The following is a 22,313-nucleotide window of genomic DNA, read 5'->3' as shown; positions in this document are numbered from 1 at the left end:
CGGCACGCCTGGTGCCCCACATCCAATCTCCATTAAAATAAAAAAAGCCCGCTCCGACCGGAACTCACGGGTCAAAGCGGGCAGACAAAGTTAATTCAATTATTGGTACCCGGCCCAAAGATTTCTTCTTTGGAAAGGTTGCTTCTGTTTTCGCAGTTCGAGCGAGTGCAGCCGCCGTAAAAAATCAGCGAGTGGTGGTCCACTTTGAAGTGCAGCATCTCCCCCACCATATTCTGGATAGACTGGATTCGGGGATCACAAAATTCCATCACCTTATGGCAATCGGTACAGATCAGGTGGTCGTGTTGCTTGAAACCGTAGGATTTTTCATACTGCGCCAGGTTCTTGCCAAACTGGTGTTTGGTAACCAGATCACAGTCCACCAGCACGTCCAGGGTATTATAGACCGTGGCGCGGCTTACCCGGTACTTCTTGTTTTTCATGCTGATGTACAGCTCGTCGACATCGAAGTGATCACTGCGGGTGTAGATTTCTTCCAGTATCGCAAAACGCTCAGGCGTTTTGCGCAGACCCTTGTTTTCAAGGTAAGCCGTCAGGATTTTTCGTGCGGCCTCCAAATTGTCCTTGGCGTTGTTTGACATAATAAGGTGCAAATATCGTTTTTTTTGGGCGCAAATCACAGCGGCCGCTTTACGAAACTGTATTCAGGTTGGTATCAAAACGCAGGACTTTGAAAACTCCGTCCACGCGCTCCAGTTTATTAATAAGCATGTCGAGATGGCTCGTGTCGTGGACATACAGCTTGATGTCGCCCTCGAAAACGCCGTCCTCGGTATCTATGGTCAGCCCACGCATATTGATATGCAAGTCACTGGAAATGATTCGCGTCACGTCGTTGATAAGCCCCACACGATCGGTACCCGTGATTCGCAACCCGGCCAGAAACGCCTCTTCCTTTTGCGACTTCCACTTGGCTTTCAATATCCGGTTGCCGTGTTTGGACATCAGCTCGGCGGCGTTGGGGCAGGTAGTACGGTGGATTTTGATACCCTCGTTGATAGTCACGAAACCAAAAACATCGTCGCCCGATATGGGGTTGCAGCAGGGCGAGAGCTTGTAATCGATCTTGTCCATGTCTTCCCCGATGAGCAGCGTATCGTTGTCGGTGCGCTCGCCGTGGATGCTTTTCAGCACCTTTACCACTGCTTTGCCGTCGGGGGTTTCCTCGCCGTTGACCTTCTCTTTCCGCTCTTTATTCTCTTTGCTCTCCTTGTATTTTCTAAACTTTTTGAGCTCATCCACCTGAATGTACCCCTTGCCGATGCGGTAAAAGAAATCAGTCGGCGTTTTGCATTCGAAGAAAGCGCGCAGCTGGTTGAAGGTTTCGGGCGAAACTTCCAGCCCCAGCGTTTTGAGCTTTTTCTCAACCATTTTCTTGCCGTCGGTTTCGTAGCGGCGGCTTTCTTCTTTCAGAAAGTCTTTGATCCGCGCCCGTGCTTTGGACGTAACCACGATGCGCAGCCAATCTTCGTTCGGCTTCTGTTTGTTCGAGGTTATGATCTCGACCTGATCGCCGTTTTTCAGCACATAGCTGATCGGCGCCAATGTCCCGCCCACCTTTGCGGCCATGCAGTGCGCCCCTACCTCGGAGTGGATATCGAAGGCAAAATCCAGGGCCGTAGCTCCTTGCTGCAGCACTTTGAGTTCTCCTTTCGGCGTAAAGGCAAATACCTCTTCCGTGAAAAGATTGCTGCGAAACTCGTCCAGAAACTCAATGGCAGCGGTGCGGTCGCCCGTGCCGTCTTCCAGGGTTTCGCGCACGCGGTTGATCCAGTCCTCGATATTGCCGCGCACTTTGGTATCGTTGCCTTTATACTTCCAGTGCGCCGCGTAGCCTTTTTCGGCGATTTCGTCCATGCGCTTGGTGCGGATCTGCACTTCCACCCACTGCCCGGTTTTGCTCATGACGGTCGAGTGCAGCGACTGGTACCCGTTGGCGCGGGGCGTGCTGAGGAAATCTTTCAGGCGGTCGGGATTAGGCTTGTAGTGGTCCGTGACAATGGAGTACGCCTGCCAGCAAAGTGCTTTTTCCCGGTCGAATTCTGGCGGAGCATCCAAAAGGATGCGGATAGCAAACAGGTCGTAAATCTCCTCAAAAGGCTTGTTCTGCTTGCGCATTTTGTTCCAAATCGAATAGATCGATTTGGGACGCCCCTTGATAATGTACTTTAAGCCTGCCGCCTGCAGGTCGTCCTCGATAGGATCAGTGAAGCGGGCGATAAAGCGGTCACGGGCCGTTTTGGTTTCGCGGAGCTTGCGCGAAACGGCACGGTAGGCTTCCGGTTCGGCATATTTCAGGTACAGGTCCTCCAATTCCGACTTGATAGCGTACAGCCCGAGGCGGTGCGCCAGCGGCGCGTAGATAAAAATCGTTTCGGAAGCGATTTTCAACTGCTTGTCGCGCGGCATACTATCCAGCGTCCGCATGTTGTGCAGGCGGTCGGTAAGCTTGACCAGGATCACGCGCACGTCGTCGGAAAGGGTGAGCAGCATTTTCCGGAAGTTTTCGGCCTGCTGCGAACTCCCGTACTCAAACTTGCCCGAAATCTTGGTTAACCCATCGATAATCTTGGCTACTTTTATACCAAAGAGTCGGCTAATATCATCGATGGTCATCTCGGTATCCTCTACCACGTCATGCAGCAAAGCCGCTACAATGGCCGTAGTGCCCAGCCCGATTTCCTCCACGACGATCTGCGCCACGGCCAGCGGGTGGTAGATGTACGGCTCGCCCGATCGCCGCCGCATGTCCTTGTGGGCCTCCATTGAAGTGTTGAACGCCTTTTTAATCAATTTGGCGTCGTTGTCTTTAAGAAAAGGCTTGGCGGTTTTGAGCAGCTTGCGGTATTTTTTCAGGATGTCCTTGCGCTCCTGCTCTAAGTCGATGGCAATGGTTTCCACGGTGTCGGATTAATTTTCGGTAAGGCTACACCAAATTAGGCGATAAAGTGTATAATTTCAACTTCGCAGAAATCATTATGTTGTGGGGGGATGGGGCCACAAAACTACCAACTACCTATTCCTTAGCACATTAAGTTCGGCATGCTACCATTTATTCAAAAAAATCACTTAAAATCTTTTTATAAATAAATAAAAATTCGGCATACCTTATTACCTTTGCACTCCCAAAATCAGTAGTCTTGCATAAGAAAAGGCATTTGGCAAATACGCGGGCGTGGCGAAATTGGTAGACGTGCTAGACTTAGGATCTAGTGCCGCAAGGCGTGGGGGTTCGAGTCCCTCCGCCCGTACGATCGAAAAAAGCCCCGGAAAAGGGGCTTTTTTCAATTTTGAATTAGTGAATCGTGAATGAGTGAATAAATACTCTTCAACCTGATTTTATTCACTCATTCACCACTCACCTAATCACTCATTAAGCAATGGATGTTCAATTAGAAAAGAGTTCCCCTACCCTGGCTTCACTGACGGTAAAGCTTACGAAGGAAGATTACCAGGCAAAAGTTGATAAGTCAATTAAGGATTATGCCAAAAAGGCCAGCCTGAAAGGTTTCCGGCCCGGCAAAGTACCCCCGCACGTCATTACGCGGATGTACGGCAAGAGCATCAAAGTGGACGAAATCAACCACATGCTCAGCCATGCTGTGACGGACTATATCCGTGACAATAAGATTCAGATCGTTGGAGACCCGCTGCCCAACCGCGAGCAGGCCGAGGCCATCGACTGGGACACGCAGACCGATTTTGAATTTGTATACGATCTGGGTGTAGCGACTGACTTCGAAGTAGACCTGTCGGAGATTGCCGCTGTGCCTCACTACACCATCACGGCCGACGAAAAGGAGGTGCAAGAGTCCATCGACAAGCTTCGCGACCGCTTTTCCGACCCGATCAATCCTGAAACCTCCGAATTGGGAGACACGCTTTTCGGCGAGTTGAAGCAGGAGTCATCGGAGTTCACGACCAATACTGCCATCCCGACCAAGCGTGTTAAGGAAGATCAGCAAGCCAAGTTCCTGGGTGCCAAGAAAGACGACACCATCGTGTTTGATATTCAGGGTACTTTCGAGGACGAGGCGGCGATTGCGCACGTAACGGGTAAAAAGAAAGAGAACGTGGGCGAACTCGCGGGCGAATTCACCTTTGTGGTGAACGACATCACCCGCACGGCCCCCGCTGAGCTGAATCAGGAATTTTTCGATAAAGTACTGGGACCAGGAAAGGTGGAAAACGAAGAAGATTTTCGCGCCGAGGTAGCCAAGATCATCGAGGAGAACTACGCCCGGGAAACCGAAACGCTGTTGCGTCGCGATCTTGAAAAAGCGCTGCTGGACGAAATCAAAATCGATCTGCCTGCCGATTTTCTGAAAGATTGGCTCGAGCGCACTAACGAAGGTAAGTTCACCCGTCAGCAAATCGAGGAGCAATTCGAGGATTTCGAGAAATCGATGAAGCTGAGCCTGATCAAAAACCGTATTGCCGAGCAGACCGACATCAAAGTCGAGTACCCCGAAATCATGGAATACACCAAAAACATGATGCGCGGGCAGTTTGGCATGTATGGCAATGACGACAGCATGGACGAGGTGATCGAGCGCGTGGCTTCCGGGTACCTGGCCGATCGGGAAAAGGATAACTACTCCACCATTTTCAACCAGGTATTTGACCTGAAAGTACTGGACGCCATCCGTAACGAGGTCGCTACCGAAGAGCGTACGATCGATGTGGAGGAGTTTGAGAAAATTGTAAAAGCCAATGGTGGCGTGCTGGAAGAACAGGTTGAGGAAGAAGCCTGATAGTTGACGATTTTTGTTTGAAGCCCTCCCTGCCAATGTGCCGGGAGGGCTTTTTTTTATGTGCCGCCAAACAAAGCAACCTCTATAAAGTTCATCTGAAAGAACTTAGAAACTCCTTAGAAGTCTTAACAATTTCTTAACATGCAAAATATTGTAGTATTAAGACCCATTTCTGCATTATTCCCATAAATCAAGGTGTTACGAAAATCAGTATAGTATTTTAGTAGGATAAGGGTCGTTGTTTGGCAAGAAAATTTAGGTTTATTTTGCGGCCGAATTCATCTACCTCATTTACAAGTGAAGCAACAAACATCTCTAACCAAATCCCAATTCCCAATGAACAGGAAAGGTTTACTTTTCAAATCGGTCGGTCTGACGTTTCTGGCGCTGGTGCTGACTTTTCTGAGTGCCCAGGCTCAGGTAACGTCCTCGGCGATCACAGGCCGGGTGGCTGATGATAAAAACGAAGGACTGCCCGGTGCTACGGTGGTAGCCACCCACCTGCCTTCAGGTTCGCAATACGGAACAGTGACCAACGAATCAGGACGCTATACCATTCCGTCGGTACGCGTTGGTGGTCCCTACAAAGTAACGGTAAGCTATGTTGGCTATTCTGAGCAAGTACAGAATGATATTTTTGCCAACCTCGGTACAGCGGCAAACGTCAACTTCAATATGCTTGACGAAGGCACGCAATTGCGGGAAGTGCAGGTACTTTCCAACCGCAGCGATGTATTCAGCTCGGAGCGCACGGGTGCCGCCACGACGGTCACATCGGAGCAGCTTAAAGCCCTTCCAACAATTAGCCGGAGCCTTAATGACTTTACCCGCCTTACTCCCCAGTCTAACGGCAACAGTTTCGGTGGCCGTGACGGACGCTATAACAACATCACGATCGACGGTGCTAACTTCAACAACAACTTCGGTTTGAGTTCGAGCAACCTGCCCGGTGGCAGCGCCCAGCCTCTTTCGCTTGATGCCATTGAGGAAGTACAGGTGAACATTGCCCCATACGACGTACGCCAGGCCAACTTTACGGGTGCGGGTATCAACGTAGTGACCAAGAGTGGTACCAACGAGGTAAAAGGAACCGCTTACACGTATTTCCGCAACGAAAAATACAATGGTACCAAGGTTGGCGATGTGGAACTGCCCGAAGCCCAGAAGACCAATAACCGCATCATTGGCGGAAGCATCGGCGCTCCCCTGATCAAGAACAAGCTTTTCATATTCGTCAACGGCGAGTACGAAAAAAATGTGCGTCCCGGTTTCAACTGGGTGGCATCGCGTCCCGGCGTAACGGGCCCCAACGTTTCGCGCACTACCGCCGCTGATCTGGAAGCTGTTTCCAACTTCGCCCGCTCGCAATATGGCTACGAAACAGGACCATATGAGAACTACGCCAATGAGTTTACGCAGCAGAACTTTAAGATTCTGGGCCGCATCGACTGGAACATCAATAACAACCACAAGTTCAACATCCGGTACTCGGACGTGAAAAACACGGACGATAACATTATAAACGGTACTTCAGCTCCCAACCCCCGAGCTTCTTCCAACCGTATAAGCCAGAATTCTCTCGCTTATGAAAATGCTAACTATGGTTTCCAGAACAGCGTTCGTTCGGTTGCAGCGGAATTGAACTCTACCTTCCGCGGCCGATTCTCGAACCAGTTCCTGGCTACTTACACGTTTATCGAAGATACCCGTACCTCCAAAAGCTCTGATTTTCCATTTATCGATATCTGGAAAGACGGAGACAGCTATATCAGCCTGGGCTACGAATTGTTCAGCTACAACAACAATGTGAAGAATACGGTCTTCAACATCATCGACAACTTCACGTACTACGCGGGCAAGCACACCATCCTGGGTGGCGCTTCCTATGAGCAAATGTACTTTGCCAACAGCTTCCTGCGCTACGGCACCAGCTACTACCGCTTCAAATCGGTTGACGATTTCCTGACCAGCAAACTACCAACGGCTTACGCTTATACTTATAGCCTACAGCCGGGCGTGTCTGCGCCTGCCTCGGACCTAACCTTTGGTCAGGCCTCAGCCTATATCCAGGACGAATACAGCGTCAGCCCAAAATTGAAGTTGACTGCCGGTCTGCGCGTCGATATGCCCGTCTACCCGATCGACCCTATCGAGAACCCTGCCGTTACGGCGCTTACGTTCAAGAATGGCGAGAAAATCACGACGGGCCAGTGGCCCACTTCGAAGCCTGCTTTCTCTCCCCGCGTCGGCATGAACTACTCAGATACGGACATGGGAATACAGGTGCGTGGCGGAACCGGCATATTCAACGGACGCATTCCTTTCGTGTGGTTTACCAACCAGCCTACCAACAGCGGCGTGATTCAGAATACTTTCGAGGAAACCCGGGCGGCAGAATTGGTTAAGTACCCCTTCAATCCCGATCCTACGGCTCACCTGGATAAGCTTCCTCAGAATGCGGGCCAGTCGGCTCCAAGCAGCCTGGCCTCAGTTGACCCCGGATTCAGAATGCCGCAGATTTGGCGCACTAACCTTGCTATTGATAAAAAGTTGCCCGGTAATGCTTCTTTGACTCTCGAAGCCATCTATTCCAAGGATCTGGTGACGGTTTATCAGCGGAACATCAACTACAACGATCCCGTCAGTACGCTGAAAGGAGCCGATAACCGGCCATTGTGGACCAGCGCTACGCGCCGGGTAATCCCAACCGTATCGGAAGCGATGGTACTTGACAACACTTCCGGCGGAGGTGGTCTTTCGTTGACAGCAGAAGCCAAGAAACGTTTCAGCAAGGGCCTCTTCGCGAGCCTGGCCTACACTTTCAATAACGTGAAAGACCTGACGGGCAACCCCGGTTCGCAGGCTGCCTCGGCCTGGTCGGGTAATGTAGCAGCAGGTAGTTTGAACGACCTTCCCCTGGCCTATTCAAACTTCGGTGTACCTCACCGCGTGGTGGGTGCCATTTCTTACAAGGTTGATTACCTCAACCACGCAGCTACGACATTTTCGCTGTTCTTCGAGGGACAGAACCAGGGTCGCTTCTCTTACATAAACAATGGTGACCTGAACGGCGACGGAATCAACTCCGACCTGCTGTATATTCCAAATGGCCCAAGCGAGATTCTGTTCGAAGACGTCCTGAATGCTGACAGAACGGTAAAGTACACCGCACAGCAGCAGTCTGATGCATTCTTCAAGTACATCGATCAAGATCCTTACCTGAGCAAGAACAAAGGCAAATACGCCGAGCGAAATGGTGCATTGCTACCATGGTACAACCGCATCGACTTCCGGGTTCTGCAGGATTTTTATCTCAATGTGGGCGGAAAGCGCAATACGCTGCAATTCGGTCTGGATATTCTTAACGTACCCAACCTGTTGAAGTCAAGCTGGGGTGTCCTGCAGCGCACGACTGTCAACAACGCGGCTATTTTGCAATATCGTTCACTCAAAGATGGCCAGCCAGTCTTCCGCCTGGCTGAAACAAGTGGCGCACTGCCCACTACAACCTTCCAGGATATTCCATCGGCTGCCACAACCTGGGGAGCTCAGGCCAGCATCCGCTACATCTTCAACTAGAAGTAGCCAGCTAGTCCATTCATTAAAAATCCCGCACCGTATGGTGCGGGATTTTTTGTTATGGTAAGCCCAAAAAATGAAGTGAGCAATGGTCTCAGACTATCGGGTGTTTCGTTTAGCTCCCCCCTTTGCCCTTTTCAGGGAATCCAGCCCAATTTTATAGCCTTCCAGAATGAGCCGGGTAATATCCTCCGAGGAAAAGCCCTGCAAATCCAGCAGGAGTGGTTCTTCGGGCCGGATGATGGTCAATTTGATAGGGTCACCGCGCAATACGGAGCGCTCGGCGTAGCCTTCGGCCCATTCGATGTCATTATTCACGATCTGATTTACCGTTACGTCCTTAACCCGCTCAATGAGACTGATGAGGTTACGAGAACTGAAATTTTCCCGGGAATACAACTGCTTGGCATGACAGGCAATCAGGACTATTTCCCTGGCTCCGTCGCGAATGGCCTCATGGATGGGTGCTACCACACGCAGGCCACCGTCCAGGTATTGTTCGGTTTTGCTGCCGATCGGCACGGCGGGCATCAGCATGGGCAGTGACGAGCTGGCGCGCACGTAATCCATAAAAAATTCGTCGTCAGGCGAGGCGTACACGATATCACCGTGGGTAATATTGACAGCGCCTACCTTGATTCGAACCGGGCTGTTGCGTAGCACGAAAGCATCCGTATGATGGCGGATAAGGTTGTGCAACGGCGCGGGATCGAGCAGGCCGTTGAAACGGCTCATTAAAGTGTTAAAACCCAGCGACATTCTGGATCGCAAAATAGCTACGTCCTGGGGTTGGGTGATATGCTTTATCCAGAAAGCCATAAGGTTTCGTCCCACAACGGGCCAGTCGATGCAGCCATTTTCAAGATCCTGCTTCCCTGCTTCATTGACCAGGTAGGTGGCATTAAGCGCTCCCACTGACACGCCGTATATCATGTCCGGCGCGAAACCGTCTTCCAATACCGCCTTTGCGGCCCCTACCTGAAATGCTCCCTTCATGGAGCCCCCTCCTAATATCAATGCTTTCATAAATTGGCTCGGTTCGTCGTTGCGATCGGCTTGTGGCAGCCGGCTGTCGACTTATTGAAAAAGTGTGAAACGGTCGGACAGCCATTGGGGCTTTTTGATTATCAGGTGACAGAAAGCAGACAGGCATTCGCCATAAATTACTGTCAATTGCCCCTCCTTACTTATTCATTTAAGAAACAAATCAGGCGCAAAATAGGTATAAACAGAAGATTTTGTGGCAATTTTGTGCTTTAAAACTACCTTCCAACCTCACGATTCCCCTCCGACGGCTATTGTTCAATGGCTTTTCCATGACCCGCTCAATTCAAGATATACAGGCTCCCATCAGAGAAGAAATGAAGGCTTTTGAGCCTAAGTTCCGGGCATCCATGAAAAGCAACGTTCGGCTGCTTGATCAGATCATGAACTACATCATCCGGCGGAAAGGGAAGCAGTTGCGGCCCATGTTCGTGTTCCTGTCGGCGGGTGTGTGCGGTACCATTTCGGAGGCCACCCACCGGGGCGGCGCGCTCATCGAACTTCTGCACACGGCCACCCTCGTGCATGACGACATCGTGGACGACTCCAACTACCGGCGGGGATTCTTTTCGGTGAATGCACTGTGGAAGAACAAGATTGCGGTGCTGGTGGGCGACTACCTGCTCTCCCGCGGCCTGCTGCTGTCCGTAGAAAACCAGGATTTCGATTTGTTAAAAATCGTTTCTACCGCCGTGCGCGAACTGAGCGAGGGCGAACTACTCCAAATCGAGAAGGCACGTCGGCTGGATGTGGATGAGGCCGTTTACTACGAGATCATCCGCCAGAAAACGGCATCCCTCATCGCCTCCTGCTGCGCCGTGGGGGCCAGTTCGGTGGGGGCCGCACCAGAAGTTGTGGCCCGAATGCACAGCTTCGGCGAAAAGGTAGGTATGGCCTTTCAAATCAAAGACGACCTGTTTGACTACGGTGATGCGGAAGTAGGCAAGCCGTTGGGCATCGACATTAAGGAGAAGAAAATGACGCTCCCCCTGATCTATGCCCTCAACCAGTCATCGTGGCTGGAAAAGCGGCGGATCATCAATATCGTCCGGAATGAAAGCCATAAGCCGCGCAAAGTTTCGGAAGTGATTGCTTACGTAAAGGAGTCGGGCGGCATCGCTTACGCCCAGGCTGCTATGCAGCGCTACGTAGAAGACGCCCGGCAGCTTTTAACGGCTTTTCCGCAATCGGCCTACCGCGACTCACTTGAAGACCTCGTGCAGTTTACCATCGAGCGTACCAAGTAGTCACTCGACCGCATCGACGACCCTCAGGTATACAAATACTACTTCACTAATACTTTTCTGACTTCCTGCCGCTCCCCGTACCTTGCCCGGAATAAATACAGCCCCGGCGCCCATCGCGACGTGTTCAGGGTAGTTTCACTTTCTTGGCCAAGCTGGATATTTTCCTGCAAAACCCGGCCGCCGGACGAAATGACATCCAGCACGCCGGGCGCGCTGCTGCGTATCTGCACATAATCCTCTGCCGGATTGGGGTAGACCACGAATGAATTGAACGAGACGGGCTCAACCGCCGTCACCACAACGGGCAAGACATTAGTAAGCAGCCGGACACCCCCACCATGGGTACCAACGGCCACGTCAGGCTTACCGTCGCCATTGTAGTCGGCAACGGTGGCCTGTGGATAAGCACCCAGATTGGGGGCATAAGTACTGGTGCCATTCTGTACTAATAAACTATCGCGTCGGTTCCATTGCCCCCAGGCACCACCATGCGAGACGCGAACCATACCCGTTTGGTCGGCGGTGAGCAGGTCAGGCTGGCCGTCGAGGTCGAAGTCTGCCACGGCAACGCTGACGAAACGGCCCGCGAAATTGGCATTGATTCCTGCCAGGGTTTCGGTTTTAAGTTCATAGACAGGCTTCTGGGCATTTCCGGTATTCTGAAAGTACCTTACGTTTCCCTGCGTGGTACCTACGATCAGATCCAGGTCGCCGTCCTGATCGACATCGTAAAAATACGGGTGATCGCCACTCTGCACGTTGGCCGGAAGCGTAACGACAGCCGCCTCTTTCATATCCAGCCTTACGGCCTGCCCCCGTGCGGCCCGGTTCGGAACATAACGGTACTCGATTCCTTTGAATGACACCCCCGAAAAGCCAAGATCGGCTACCCCATCGCCGTTGAAATCGGCCCACTGCGGTTTGACATGCGTGAGTTGCAGCGAGGATGAGAAATTCAGGTATTCAGCCGCAGTCCAGTCATAGCGGGGCGTTTTGGCATCGCCAACATTCCTGAATAATTGCAAACTACCCCGAAAGCCGGTTTCACCTCTCGTGCCACCCGTACCCACCACCATATCAAGATCACCATCACCATCCACATCGAAAAAAGCAGGAGCGGCGTCTTCGCCAACGTCGATCATCTGGTCTTGCAGAAAATTTTTCTGTTTCAATTCATAAACCGGATTTGTGGTCGTTCCGGCATTGTGATAGTACCAGGTGGAAGATTGAAAATCCATCAGATTGCCCTCATTGGCGTACACATTGGGCGCAGCCAGCAGGTCTTTCACGCCGTCGAAGTCCACGTCTTCGCTATACACCGCCGGAAAGATGGTGAACTCGATGGGATCTTTGGCCGGGTAGTTTACGTCGAAGCGCGTAAAATTTCCTACGCGGTTGGTACCTGTATTGACCAGCCGGGCCACGTTGTCGCAGGTGACGTGGCCCATCAACAGGTCTTTTTTTCCATCGCCGTTCAAGTCCTGCAACAGCACGGCGTTGCCCGCGTGCATCAGGCGCCCGCCCGGATTTTTCTTTTCCAGATTTTCAACCGAACCGCAGTCCACCCCCAAACTGAAATCGTTGCAGTGCTCCTTGACAAAATTTCCCCAGCAAATACCGTTTCGCACAAATTCCAGGCTGTCCGGAACGCCATAGCGTTCCATGCTCATGTTTTGGTGCATTTCCAGAAAGTTGCCCAACAGTTCGAAGGTGACGATATCCAGGTCGCCATCGTCGTCTACATCAGTGAGCGCCGGAATATCGGTAGCCACTACCAGGAGATTTATTTTTCCGGAAAAGCCCACTGAGTTGAGCAGCGGCTTGAAAAGCTTCCAGGCCCAGCTACCTCCCACCGGCACTTGTTTAAACACCTGCACACCTTGCGATGTATGCGTGAAAAGATCTTTTCGCCCATCTTTGTCGTAGTCGGCCAGCAACATCCAGTCACTCATGGGCGGGAAGCGAGCTTCATAAATTGGGGCATGGCGGTAGGTCTTGGCGGTAGCATCACCGAGAAAAGTCGTCACGCGGTTGGAGGTCCGGTCGAAAGCCACGAGATCGTTGATGCCGTCGCCATTCAGGTCCATAGTCGAGAACTGCCCGGCGTTCAGTCCACCCGCCCAGGGGTTTTGCAGCGTTTGGCCGTTGCGGGTGACGGTAGTCGTGGTGTCCAGTCTAAACCAGGGTTGCTGGGCAGATACCTGGCTGAACGTGACTATCGAAAAGAGCAGAAATAGGTAGTGTTGAAATTTCATTGTGTAATTTTGGCCTCGCAATATGGGCCTCCGGCCCGTCTTTTGTAGGTACTTTGCTATCTGATAGAGTATCCTTTGCCATTGCCGGGCGAACCCCGCGTATCACATACTAACGCCAATATTACCCAAGTTGTCTAAAACTATGCTGGAAATCACGCTCGAAGAGCTTTACACTATTTATTCAAAAAATCCGCTGGTCTGCACCGATACGAGAAAAATTCTGCCCGGCTGCTTGTTTTTTGCCTTGAAGGGCGACAACTTCGACGGGAATACTTTTGCCGAAAAAGCCCTGGAAAGTGGAGCTGCGTACGCGGTAGTGGATGATTTTTCGGTTGTTAAAGATTCACGTTTCCTTCTGGTGGAGAATGTACTGACAACTTTGCAGGAGCTGGCTAAGCACCATCGCAGTACGTGGGATATTCCGGTGGTCGCGCTTACGGGTTCCAACGGTAAAACCACTACCAAGGAACTCATTGCGGCGGTTCTTGCCAAAAAATACCGCATCAATGCCACCGTGGGAAACCTCAACAATCATATTGGCGTTCCGCTCACGCTGCTGTCCATTCAGCCTGACGACAACACCATCGCCGTGATTGAAATGGGGGCCAATCACCAGCAGGAGATCGCTTTCCTGTGCGGTATTGCCCAGCCAACACACGGTCTCATTACCAACATCGGCAAAGCGCACCTGGAAGGATTTGGCGGGATAGCGGGCGTCAAGAAAGGCAAAGGAGAACTTTACACCTATCTTTCCAAGAAAAAGCGGGTTTTGTTCGTGAATGCGCAGGACGATACGCTCATGGAAATGGCGAGCAAGAAACATGCTTTCGGCGAAATCATCTTCTACCGCTCCGCCAGCTCGGAAGTGAACCCGACGCTGATTGAAGAAACACCCTTTGTCATTTACGAAAATCAGGAAAAACAAGCCATCGTCACGCACCTGCCGGGTAGGCATAATTTCGACAATATTTGTGCAGCCCTGGCCATCGGTCATTATTTTGAAGTACCCGGTGAGGATGCGCACCGCGCCATTTCGGACTACCGGCCCGATAACAATCGCTCGCAGGTAATCGAGAAAGGCAGCAATACCATTACGCTCGACGCATATAACGCCAATCCCAGTTCCATGCGGGCCGCCATCGACCATTTCACCCGCAGCGAGGCTCCCCGTAAAATGGTCATCCTGGGTGACATGCTGGAACTGGGCGATGAAGCCGCCGCCGAACATTTGGCCATCGGCCAGCTGGTCGCCGAAGGAAAATTTGACGTCGTGATCCTGACTGGGCCGCTCATGCAACATGCTTTACCCGCCTTGCCGAAGGCCTACTACATTCCTGACAAGTTTTCGCTCCACAACTGGATCATGGATCATCCGCAGGAAAATACCCACATCCTCATTAAAGGCTCGCGTGGCATGGGATTAGAGAGCACTTTACAATTTTTATAAATATCCAGAATACAGGATTCTCTCAGGCTCTCACCAGGCAACCAGATTTGCGAAACACAGTAGGGTAAAAATAAAGTTAAATTGATGATTTCAGTAGCGCTCTGTACGTACAACGGAGAAAAGTACTTATCTGAGCAATTGGATAGCATTGCAAACCAGACGGTTTCTGTGGACGAACTTGTGGTGTGTGACGATGGCTCTCAGGATGGCACCTTCGATATCCTGGAAAAATTTGCCGGAGAAGTAACTTTTTCCATACGTATACACAGGAACGAAACCAATCTGGGTTCAACCCGGAATTTTGAAAAGTGCCTGTCACTTTGCCGGGGCGACATTATTTTCTGCTGTGACCAGGACGACGCCTGGCGAAAAGACAGGGTGGAAAAGCAAGCGAACTACCTGCGCGAACACCCCGCTATCGATGCGGTGTTTTCCAATGCCCTGGTTATGGACGACAACTCCCTGCCCACGGGATCCACCATTTGGCAGGAAGTGCAGTTCACCCCCGGACAGCAGCGACGCTGGCAGGCAGGCTATGCGCACGAAATTCTGTTTGGCGGCTTTGTAGTGACGGGCGCAACGCTGGCCTTGCGGCGCTCCTGCCTCGACCGGCTCATGCCTTTCCCGACGCATATCCCCCGACTCATTCACGATGCCTGGATCGCCCTGGCTCTTAGTCTGGAATCTAAGATCGATTTCATCGCCGAGCCGCTGGTATCCTACCGCATGCACGCCAGCCAGCAGGTCGGGTTCGGAGGAAAAGCGGACCCGGTGCGCATGAAGGACCGCATGCTCAGGGATCGGAACGAAAAATTGGCCCCGATTCAAGACAAAGCGGACAACGCTTACGAGATTTATCTGCATTTGCGTGAATTGCCCTTCGTTCCCCGCGAGAAACTCATCAAGCTCTTTTTGCGCCACAAGCATTTTAAGCGTCGGGCGACGCTTCCCCAAAATCGTTTTCTGCGTATTGTTCCGGTGGTCAAAGAGGCACTGACGGGCCGCTACAAGTTCAGCAGCAAAGACTGGTGGCTGCCCGCACTGGGTGATGTGTTGGAATAAAAAGGCGCGATTCGCTTACCTTCGTGCCTTGTATCAAAAGTACCTTGCCTGTCGATGAATTTATTTCCGGAACCTTCGGTAGCGGTATTAATTCCGATTTATCAAACTACCTTGAGCGAAACTGAACTGGCTTCGCTTACGCAGGGTATTTCAGTACTAGGGCGATATCCTGTTCTATTGGTTAAGCCGGAAGGGCTGGACGTGAGCGCTATTTTACAAAAATTCCCTTCTCTTGGCACTGAGTCGTTCGCTGACCACTATTTCACCGGTACCGATAGCTACAACCAACTACTGATTTCGCTGGATTTTTACCGTCGTTTTGCGAAGTATCAGCATATTCTTATTTACCAGCTGGACGCCTGGGTATTTCGGGACGAACTACCCTACTGGTGCGCCCAGAAATACGACTATCTCGGCGCGCCCGGCCTGCATCAACCTGAATTCGACAGCCTGCCCGCCGAAGCCGCCTCGCAATTTGCCGAAGTACTGACCAACCATCGCCTCGTGTTTAACGGTGGCCTGTCTCTGCGGCGCGTGAAGGCAATGATTCGGTACCTGAAAATCTACCAGACTTTTTATCCGGCCTGGAAAGGAAACGAAGATATGCTCTTTTCCCTGGAAGCTACCCGGTTACTACCCATGAAACCGTTTATCAAACTACCTTCCTGGCAGGAAGCATTGCGCTTTTCTTTTGAGAAAAGCCCGGCGGCCAGCTACGAACTCACCGGACATCAACTACCCTTCGGCTGCCATGCCGGAGAGCGTTACGCGCCGGAATTTTGGCGGAATTTTTATTAATAATAAATTCTGACTACCAGTACTTTAACAAAAATTAACACACTATCCGGCACACAGAGGCGTTTTTGCGTTGTTATAGCCACGTAATCAATTCCCCTTTTGCCATGCGAAAACTATCTTCCCTGCTTTTATTACTGGCTCTGGGTTTGCGCTTTCAGACAACCTTTGGTCAGATCACCAATAGCCCTTACGTCGAGGAGCGCTATACGCGTTCAATCCGAATTTTGCGAGTCGAGCTTACCGACCGCTACACGATTATCGATATGCAGTATGGAGATCCTGCCTTATATCAAAAGTTCAGGATGCCCGAGCTACTGGGCTCAGGCGATTTGATTAGCTTCGACCCTAAAAGCCGGCTATATAAGCCTGGTAACACAAGCAAACGTTTTATGTTTGTCAAAGTGGAAGGTATTCCTGAATCGCCAGGTAGTATGCGAGTCAGGTCCGATGAATTAATTGACTTTCGGGTTTATTTCGAGCGACTTGACCCTGGCATCGAAGTATTCGATTTGTTCGAGGGGCCGAACCCCGATGAAACACAATACTGGAATTTCTATGGAATTCACATCAAAAACCCACCAATCAAAAAGCCCGAACCACGCCCTGCGACACCCAAGCCTGCGGAAAAGCCAAAGCCAGAAGTAAAGCCCAAAGTACAGGAACCTGTCATTACGGAAGCTCCGGTCCAGAAGAAGCAACCTGATAAAAGTACCACTCCTGCTTTGGTGGGTCTGAGCGGCACTATCTATGACGCCAAAACGCGGGAGCCCATTCCGGCCAGCTTAACTTACCTGGACGGGGACGATTCGGTGCGTATGAATCTTTCGTCGGGCGAGTATCGTCTGGGATTGAATAGCAAGCAAAACTACTCGATTGTGGCGGGCGCGAAAGGGTACCTTAGTACCAGCCTGGACGTCAGCCCGGCGGATTCAAGCGGGGCCACTACACTTGAACACGATTTCTACCTACAGCCGCTGGCCAAAGGGGCAAGTGTGACGCTGGACAAAATCTACTTTGCCACCTCTAAATTCGAACTACTACCCGAATCATTTGGCGAACTGGACGAACTGGTAACGATGCTGCGTGAAAATCCTTCGCTGAAAATTCGCGTCGAAGGCCATACCGATAATCTGGGTGATTTTGATAAGAACGTAGAACTTTCGCGCCAACGGGCTGAGGCGGTCCGCGATTATCTGACAAAAAAAGGTATCGTGTCTGACCGCATCGAAACCCAGGGCTATGGCCCGACGCGCCCCGTCGGCAAGGGAAATTCCGAATCCGAACGACGTAAAAACCGCCGCGTGGAATTTGTCATCACGGAAATATAGTCCCCCTCCGCGCCATTTCCGGCGCGGATTTTTTAATTTTACCAAAAACCAACTTCATCGACTGACCGCCATGCACTATTACGAATCCATCATCGACACCATCGGCAACACGCCGCTGGTCAAGCTTCACCGCGTCAACAAAGGCATCAAAGGTACGATCCTGGTGAAGGTGGAATACTTCAATCCCGGTAACTCGGTAAAAGACCGCATGGCGATTCGGATGGTAGAGGAAGCCGAGAAAAACGGCACCCTGAAACCAGGTGGCACCATCATCGAAGGGACCAGCGGTAACACGGGTATGGGTCTGGCACTGGCGGGCATCGCCCGGGGCTATAAGTGCGTCTTCACGATGGCCGACAAACAGTCGCAGGAGAAAATCGACATCCTGCGGGCCGTGGGGGCCGAGGTGGTGGTCTGCCCTACCAATGTCGCACCCGAAGATCCCCGTAGCTATTACTCAGTGGCCCGCCGCCTGAACCAGGAAATCCCCAACTCGTTCTACGCCAACCAGTACGACAATCCCGCCAACGCCATGGCGCATTACGAAACTACCGGACCGGAAATCTGGCAGCAAACCGAAGGAAAGATCACGCATTTTGGCGCGGGTGTCGGTACGGGCGGCACGGCCAGTGGCACGAGTAAGTATCTGAAAGAGCAGAAAGCCGGCATCGTAACCGTGGGGATCGATACTTACGGCTCAGTTTTCAAGAAATACAAAGAAACGGGTGAGTTCGACGAAAAGGAGGTTTTCCCTTACCTGACCGAAGGGATCGGTGAGGACATCCTACCTGAGAACGTGGACTTCTCGATGATCGATCATTTTGTAAAGGTCACGGACAAAGACGCCGCCTTAATGACCCGCCGCCTGGCGCGGGAAGAAGGACTTTTCGTAGGGTGGAGCTGCGGCTCGGCGGTGCACGGTGCGCTGGAATATGCTCGCCAACACCTCACCGATGACGACGTAATGGTCATCATTCTTCCCGATCATGGTACACGCTATCTGGGCAAAATCTACAACGATACCTGGATGAAGGACCATGGCTTCCTGGAAAGAACCTTCGCCACCGCCCGCGACATCGTGCATCGCCGTAACGGACAGGCACACCTGACGACGGTCGCTTCGGAAACCCCGGTTTCGGAAGCTATCAGGATTTTGAACAAAGAAGGCATTTCGCAGCTTCCCGTCGTGAATGCCGAGGGCGAAGTCGTCGGAAGTTTGACAGACTCCGTGATTCTGCACAGGCTGATCGAGGAGCCTGAAGTACGGAAGCTGAACGTAGCGGAAGTAATGGATAAACCCTTCAAATTTGTGGCTCTGAACAGTACGGTAGACACGCTATCATCCTTAATCGACCGCGAAAACAAAGCACTGCTTGTAAGGGACGAAACCAATGCCATTCATATCATCACCCAGGCCGATTTGCTGGCGGCGATGACGGTGTAAAGTACCTAAGTCTGGCTGGACTTTCACAAGCAAAGTTCTCTTATCTACACCCTAAACAACTAAACACCCTCCCTCAACCGCTGCAATACACATGGAAATAATCTTAAAGTACTTCCCCGACCTGACCGAGCGGCAACGAGAACAATTTGCGCAGTTGGAAGAGCTTTATAGAGTCTGGAACGCGCAGATCAATGTCATCTCTCGTAAAGATATCGATGCGCTCTATGAACGGCACGTGTTGCATTCGCTGGGGATTGCCAAAGTCATTCAATTTCGGCCCGGTACCACGATTCTGGATGTCGGGACGGGCGGTGGTTTTCCCGGTATTCCGCTGGCGATTCTGTTTCCACAGGCACACTTTCACCTGATCGATAGCATCGGCAAGAAAATCAAAGTGGTTCAGGAGGTGACTGACGCGCTGAAACTACCCAACGTAGTAGCCGAAAAAGCGCGCGCCGAGTACGTCGAACGCGCCAACTACGAGTTCGTGCTCAGCCGCGCCGTCACACGATTGGCACCTTTCGTGGATTGGGTCCGGCACGGTATTAGTCCCAATTCTTTCCATGAACTGAAAAACGGCGTTCTCTGCCTGAAAGGTGGTGACCTGGCCGATGAAATCAGCGAATACAAAGGACGCGTAAAGATTTTCGATCTTAACGACGATTTTGAGGAAGAATTTTTTGAAACCAAGAAAGTCGTTTATGTACCTTTGTCCACCAAAAACTAGCACTACCCCAACCCCATGAACGAAAAATTCCGAGCCAGCGGCCTGATGAACCCCATGTTTCCCGATGAAATCACCTTCGGCGAAAAGGGCGTGACCTTCAAAGTACGCAAGGCCCTCAACAGCACCGATAATTTTGTTTTTTATAATGACATTTCCGGCGTGGAAATCGACTCCGGTGTCTTTTTTTCCACGATTCGGGTGATTCCCCGGATGCGGGCCGAGATCATTATGAAAAATTTTACGAAGGGCGACGCGCGGAAAGTCAAGGAGTTATTACTTGAAAAAGTGCAGGGCTAAAAAAAACTCTTCACAACGCTTGCGTGGTTTTGGGTAACGACTTACATTTGCACCCACAATTCAGGAAAAAGGCCAACTACTTAGTTCTGAATTTTCTCGCACCCACCAAAGTGCGTTGCTATATACTCCCGAATAGCTCAGTTGGTTAGAGCATCTGACTGTTAATCAGAGGGTCGCTGGTTCGAGCCCAGCTTCGGGAGCCTGAAAGCCTCAAATCGAAAGATTTGGGGCTTTTTTCGTTTGGACGCTATTGAGTTTTGGGGAGCATTGCATTTTGAACAGGTGATGGAAAACGAGTAAAAAATATCTGAGATCGAATTATTAGAGTTACCGATCTCATCGCATTTATTAGCTCTTCTAAAATTGCTGGGGTACTTCCTCATGAAAATATGTGGAAGTGTGTGAAACAACGCCAGTCACTGAAAGCGTTAGAATAGCACTCGCCTGTTTTCAATTACACTACCTATTCCCGAACCGCTATGCCCCAATACTTCGACCGCCGCAACCTTGACTTTTTGCTCTACGAAGTTCACGATGCCCCTGAGCTGACAAAGTACCTTTACTTCGAAGCCCACGACCGGGAGACCTTCGATCTGGTGCTGGACTCGGTGACGCAAATCGCCGACACCCTTATGCATCCGCACTACCGCGACGTGGATCGCAATCCGCCCGAGTTGAAAGATGGCAAGGTGACGGTGCATCCGCAAATCAAGCCTTTTCTGAAAGCCGTGGGCGAAGGCGGGCTGATTGGGGCGGGTTTTCCGTTTGGTAAAGGCGGACAGCAACTCCCTGAAATGGTGGGTGCCTGTGTGGATTTTATTCAAATGGCGGCCAACAACGGAATGATGTACACCGGCCTGACTTCCGGTGCGGCCAATCTGATCGCCACCTTCGGATCGCCGGCCCTGGTGGATGCATATGTCGCCAAAATGTTGGGCGGGCAATGGCAAGGTACCATGGCCCTGACCGAACCGCAGGCGGGTAGTTCGCTGTCGGACATTACGACCACCGCCGAGCCGCAGCCCGACGGCAGCTACCGCATCACGGGCCAGAAGGTTTTCATCTCGGCGGGCGACCTCGATGCGGTGGATAATGTGGTGCACTTGATGCTGGTCCGAATCAAGGGCGCGCCGAAGGGTACGAAGGGCATTTCATTGTTTGTGGTTCCGAAATTCAGATTAGAGGAAGATGGTAGTTTCGTGGACAATGACGTGACTTCCACGGGAATCTACCACAAACTCGGACAGCGTGGTACTCCGGCCATGCACCTCACGATGGGGGACCGGGGCGACTGCCACGGCTGGTTATTGGGCGAGGCGAACCGGGGACTGAGCTACATGTTTCAGATGATGAATGAAGCGCGCATTGCGGTGGGGATCACGGGCGCGGCCATCGCGTCGGCAGCCTACTGCGCCTCGCTGGAATACGCCAGAGAACGTCCGCAGAGTCGCCGCCTCAACGAGAAAAACCAACTCGACTCGCCGCAGACGATGATCATCAACCACCCGGATGTGAAGCGGATGCTACTATTTCAAAAGGCCATCGTAGAAGGCTCGCTATCGCTGTTGCTGGAAAGTGCCCGCCTATCGGACCTGGCCCACGTGAGCAAAGGCGAAGAAAAAGAAAACTACACTTTGCTGCTGGAATTGCTCACGCCCGTGGCCAAGACATTCCCGACCGAAATGGGCGTCCGCTCGGTGAACGAAGGTCTGCAGGTACTGGGTGGCTACGGATTCACGGAAGATTTCCCGTTGGAACAAATGTACCGCGACATCCGCATCACCACCATTTACGAGGGTACCACGGGTATTCAGTCGCAGGACTTGCTGGGTCGCAAAATGACGATTCAGGGCGGAAAGGCCCCACGACTGCTCTTTGCTGAAATAGACAAAACCATCACAGAAGCAAATACCCACGAGACATTACAACCTTACGCTAAGATGCTGGGCGAGGAAATCCAGCGCTTGCAGAAAGTCACCAGTACCCTCTTGCCCTTTGCCCAGCAAGGCGACTATGAGCGTTTTCTGATGGATGCCACGCTCTACATGGAGTTGTTCGGCCTGGTGACGGTGGCGTGGCAATGGCTAAAACAAGGAATCGTGGCCCAAAATGCTCTATCAGATAACAGCCCTGGCGAAAGCAACACGGATTTTTACGAAGGCAAAATCCAGACGATGAAGTACTATTTTCACTACGAAGTACCCAAAACGCTCGGCTTAGCAAAACGGTTGCAGGATCCGGAAGTGCTGACGATTGTGAAAGAGCGAGAAGTTAAAATGTAATGCATCTCAAACTATTTTACTTTCCTCC

General features: G+C 51.6%; 15 protein-coding genes and 2 tRNA genes. 13 read left to right on the top strand and 4 right to left on the bottom strand.

Annotation, left to right across the window (positions count from 1 at the left end):
• Positions 1–95: 95 nt before the first annotated feature.
• Together IE117_RS12235 and IE117_RS12230 are read right to left on the bottom strand one after the other, a co-directional pair.
• Positions 96–602 (bottom strand): Fur family transcriptional regulator, encoded by a 507-nt coding sequence (locus IE117_RS12235; RefSeq protein WP_189564694.1) that lies wholly within the window; start codon positions 600–602, stop codon positions 96–98.
• 49 nt (positions 603–651) lie between these two features.
• Positions 652–2,922 (bottom strand): RelA/SpoT family protein, encoded by a 2,271-nt coding sequence (locus IE117_RS12230; protein WP_189564693.1) that lies wholly within the window; start codon positions 2,920–2,922, stop codon positions 652–654.
• Positions 2,923–3,190: 268 nt separating this feature from the next.
• Between IE117_RS12230 and IE117_RS12225 the strand changes: the two genes are divergently transcribed.
• The 3 genes from IE117_RS12225 to IE117_RS12215 all read left to right on the top strand — a co-directional run bounded on the left by IE117_RS12225 (position 3,191) and on the right by IE117_RS12215 (position 8,354).
• Positions 3,191–3,272: transfer RNA gene (locus tag IE117_RS12225), tRNA-Leu, on the top strand.
• A gap of 129 nt (positions 3,273–3,401) precedes the next feature.
• Entirely contained in the window at positions 3,402–4,775 is a 1,374-nt protein-coding gene (tig, locus tag IE117_RS12220) for a trigger factor (protein ID WP_189564692.1), read from the top strand.
• A gap of 336 nt (positions 4,776–5,111) precedes the next feature.
• Positions 5,112–8,354 (top strand): TonB-dependent receptor, encoded by a 3,243-nt coding sequence (locus IE117_RS12215; protein ID WP_229580786.1) that lies wholly within the window; start codon positions 5,112–5,114, stop codon positions 8,352–8,354.
• A gap of 99 nt (positions 8,355–8,453) precedes the next feature.
• On the opposite strand, the gene IE117_RS12210 is transcribed toward IE117_RS12215, so the two are convergent.
• Entirely contained in the window at positions 8,454–9,380 is a 927-nt protein-coding gene (locus tag IE117_RS12210; RefSeq protein ID WP_189564691.1) for a patatin-like phospholipase family protein, read from the bottom strand.
• A gap of 290 nt (positions 9,381–9,670) precedes the next feature.
• On the opposite strand from IE117_RS12210, the gene IE117_RS12205 reads away from it, so the two are divergent.
• A complete protein-coding gene (locus tag IE117_RS12205) occupies positions 9,671–10,645 on the top strand; it encodes a polyprenyl synthetase family protein (RefSeq protein ID WP_189564690.1) in 975 nt (324 codons plus the stop codon).
• Positions 10,646–10,683: 38 nt separating this feature from the next.
• On the opposite strand, the gene IE117_RS12200 is transcribed toward IE117_RS12205, so the two are convergent.
• The gene (locus tag IE117_RS12200; protein WP_189564689.1) at positions 10,684–12,900 is read right to left on the bottom strand and encodes an FG-GAP-like repeat-containing protein; all 2,217 of its coding nucleotides are present in this window, start codon (positions 12,898–12,900) and stop codon (positions 10,684–10,686) included.
• 142 nt (positions 12,901–13,042) lie between these two features.
• On the opposite strand from IE117_RS12200, the gene IE117_RS12195 reads away from it, so the two are divergent.
• The 9 genes from IE117_RS12195 to IE117_RS12155 all read left to right on the top strand — a co-directional run bounded on the left by IE117_RS12195 (position 13,043) and on the right by IE117_RS12155 (position 22,285).
• The gene (locus IE117_RS12195; RefSeq protein ID WP_189564688.1) at positions 13,043–14,347 is read left to right on the top strand and encodes a UDP-N-acetylmuramoyl-tripeptide--D-alanyl-D-alanine ligase; all 1,305 of its coding nucleotides are present in this window, start codon (positions 13,043–13,045) and stop codon (positions 14,345–14,347) included.
• Positions 14,348–14,431: 84 nt separating this feature from the next.
• Positions 14,432–15,409: a glycosyltransferase family 2 protein gene (locus IE117_RS12190; protein WP_189564687.1), complete on the top strand. Its 978-nt coding sequence runs from the start codon at positions 14,432–14,434 to the stop codon at positions 15,407–15,409.
• A 54-nt stretch (positions 15,410–15,463) separates the two neighbouring features.
• On the top strand, positions 15,464–16,207 hold the full coding sequence (locus tag IE117_RS12185) for a DUF5672 family protein (RefSeq protein WP_189564686.1): 744 nt from the start codon (positions 15,464–15,466) through the stop codon (positions 16,205–16,207).
• Between the two features lie 104 nt (positions 16,208–16,311).
• Entirely contained in the window at positions 16,312–17,535 is a 1,224-nt protein-coding gene (locus IE117_RS12180) for an OmpA family protein (protein ID WP_189564685.1), read from the top strand.
• 70 nt (positions 17,536–17,605) lie between these two features.
• Entirely contained in the window at positions 17,606–18,979 is a 1,374-nt protein-coding gene (locus IE117_RS12175) for a cystathionine beta-synthase (RefSeq protein ID WP_189564684.1), read from the top strand.
• Between the two features lie 91 nt (positions 18,980–19,070).
• Entirely contained in the window at positions 19,071–19,706 is a 636-nt protein-coding gene (gene rsmG / locus IE117_RS12170; protein ID WP_229580783.1) for a 16S rRNA (guanine(527)-N(7))-methyltransferase RsmG, read from the top strand.
• A 15-nt stretch (positions 19,707–19,721) separates the two neighbouring features.
• Positions 19,722–20,003 carry a hypothetical protein gene (locus IE117_RS12165; protein WP_189564683.1) on the top strand — a complete coding sequence of 94 codons (282 nt, stop codon included), beginning with the start codon at positions 19,722–19,724 and terminating at the stop codon, positions 20,001–20,003.
• A gap of 126 nt (positions 20,004–20,129) precedes the next feature.
• Positions 20,130–20,203, top strand: a tRNA-Asn gene (locus IE117_RS12160).
• A 279-nt stretch (positions 20,204–20,482) separates the two neighbouring features.
• Positions 20,483–22,285 carry an acyl-CoA dehydrogenase gene (locus tag IE117_RS12155; protein WP_189564682.1) on the top strand — a complete coding sequence of 601 codons (1,803 nt, stop codon included), beginning with the start codon at positions 20,483–20,485 and terminating at the stop codon, positions 22,283–22,285.
• Positions 22,286–22,313: the final 28 nt, after the last annotated feature.

It is taken from the genome of Persicitalea jodogahamensis, assembly GCF_014651615.1.
In the GTDB taxonomy this organism is placed as follows: Bacteria; Bacteroidota; Bacteroidia; order Cytophagales; family Spirosomataceae; genus Persicitalea; species Persicitalea jodogahamensis.
This window is presented reverse-complemented; position numbering and strand designations above follow the sequence as displayed.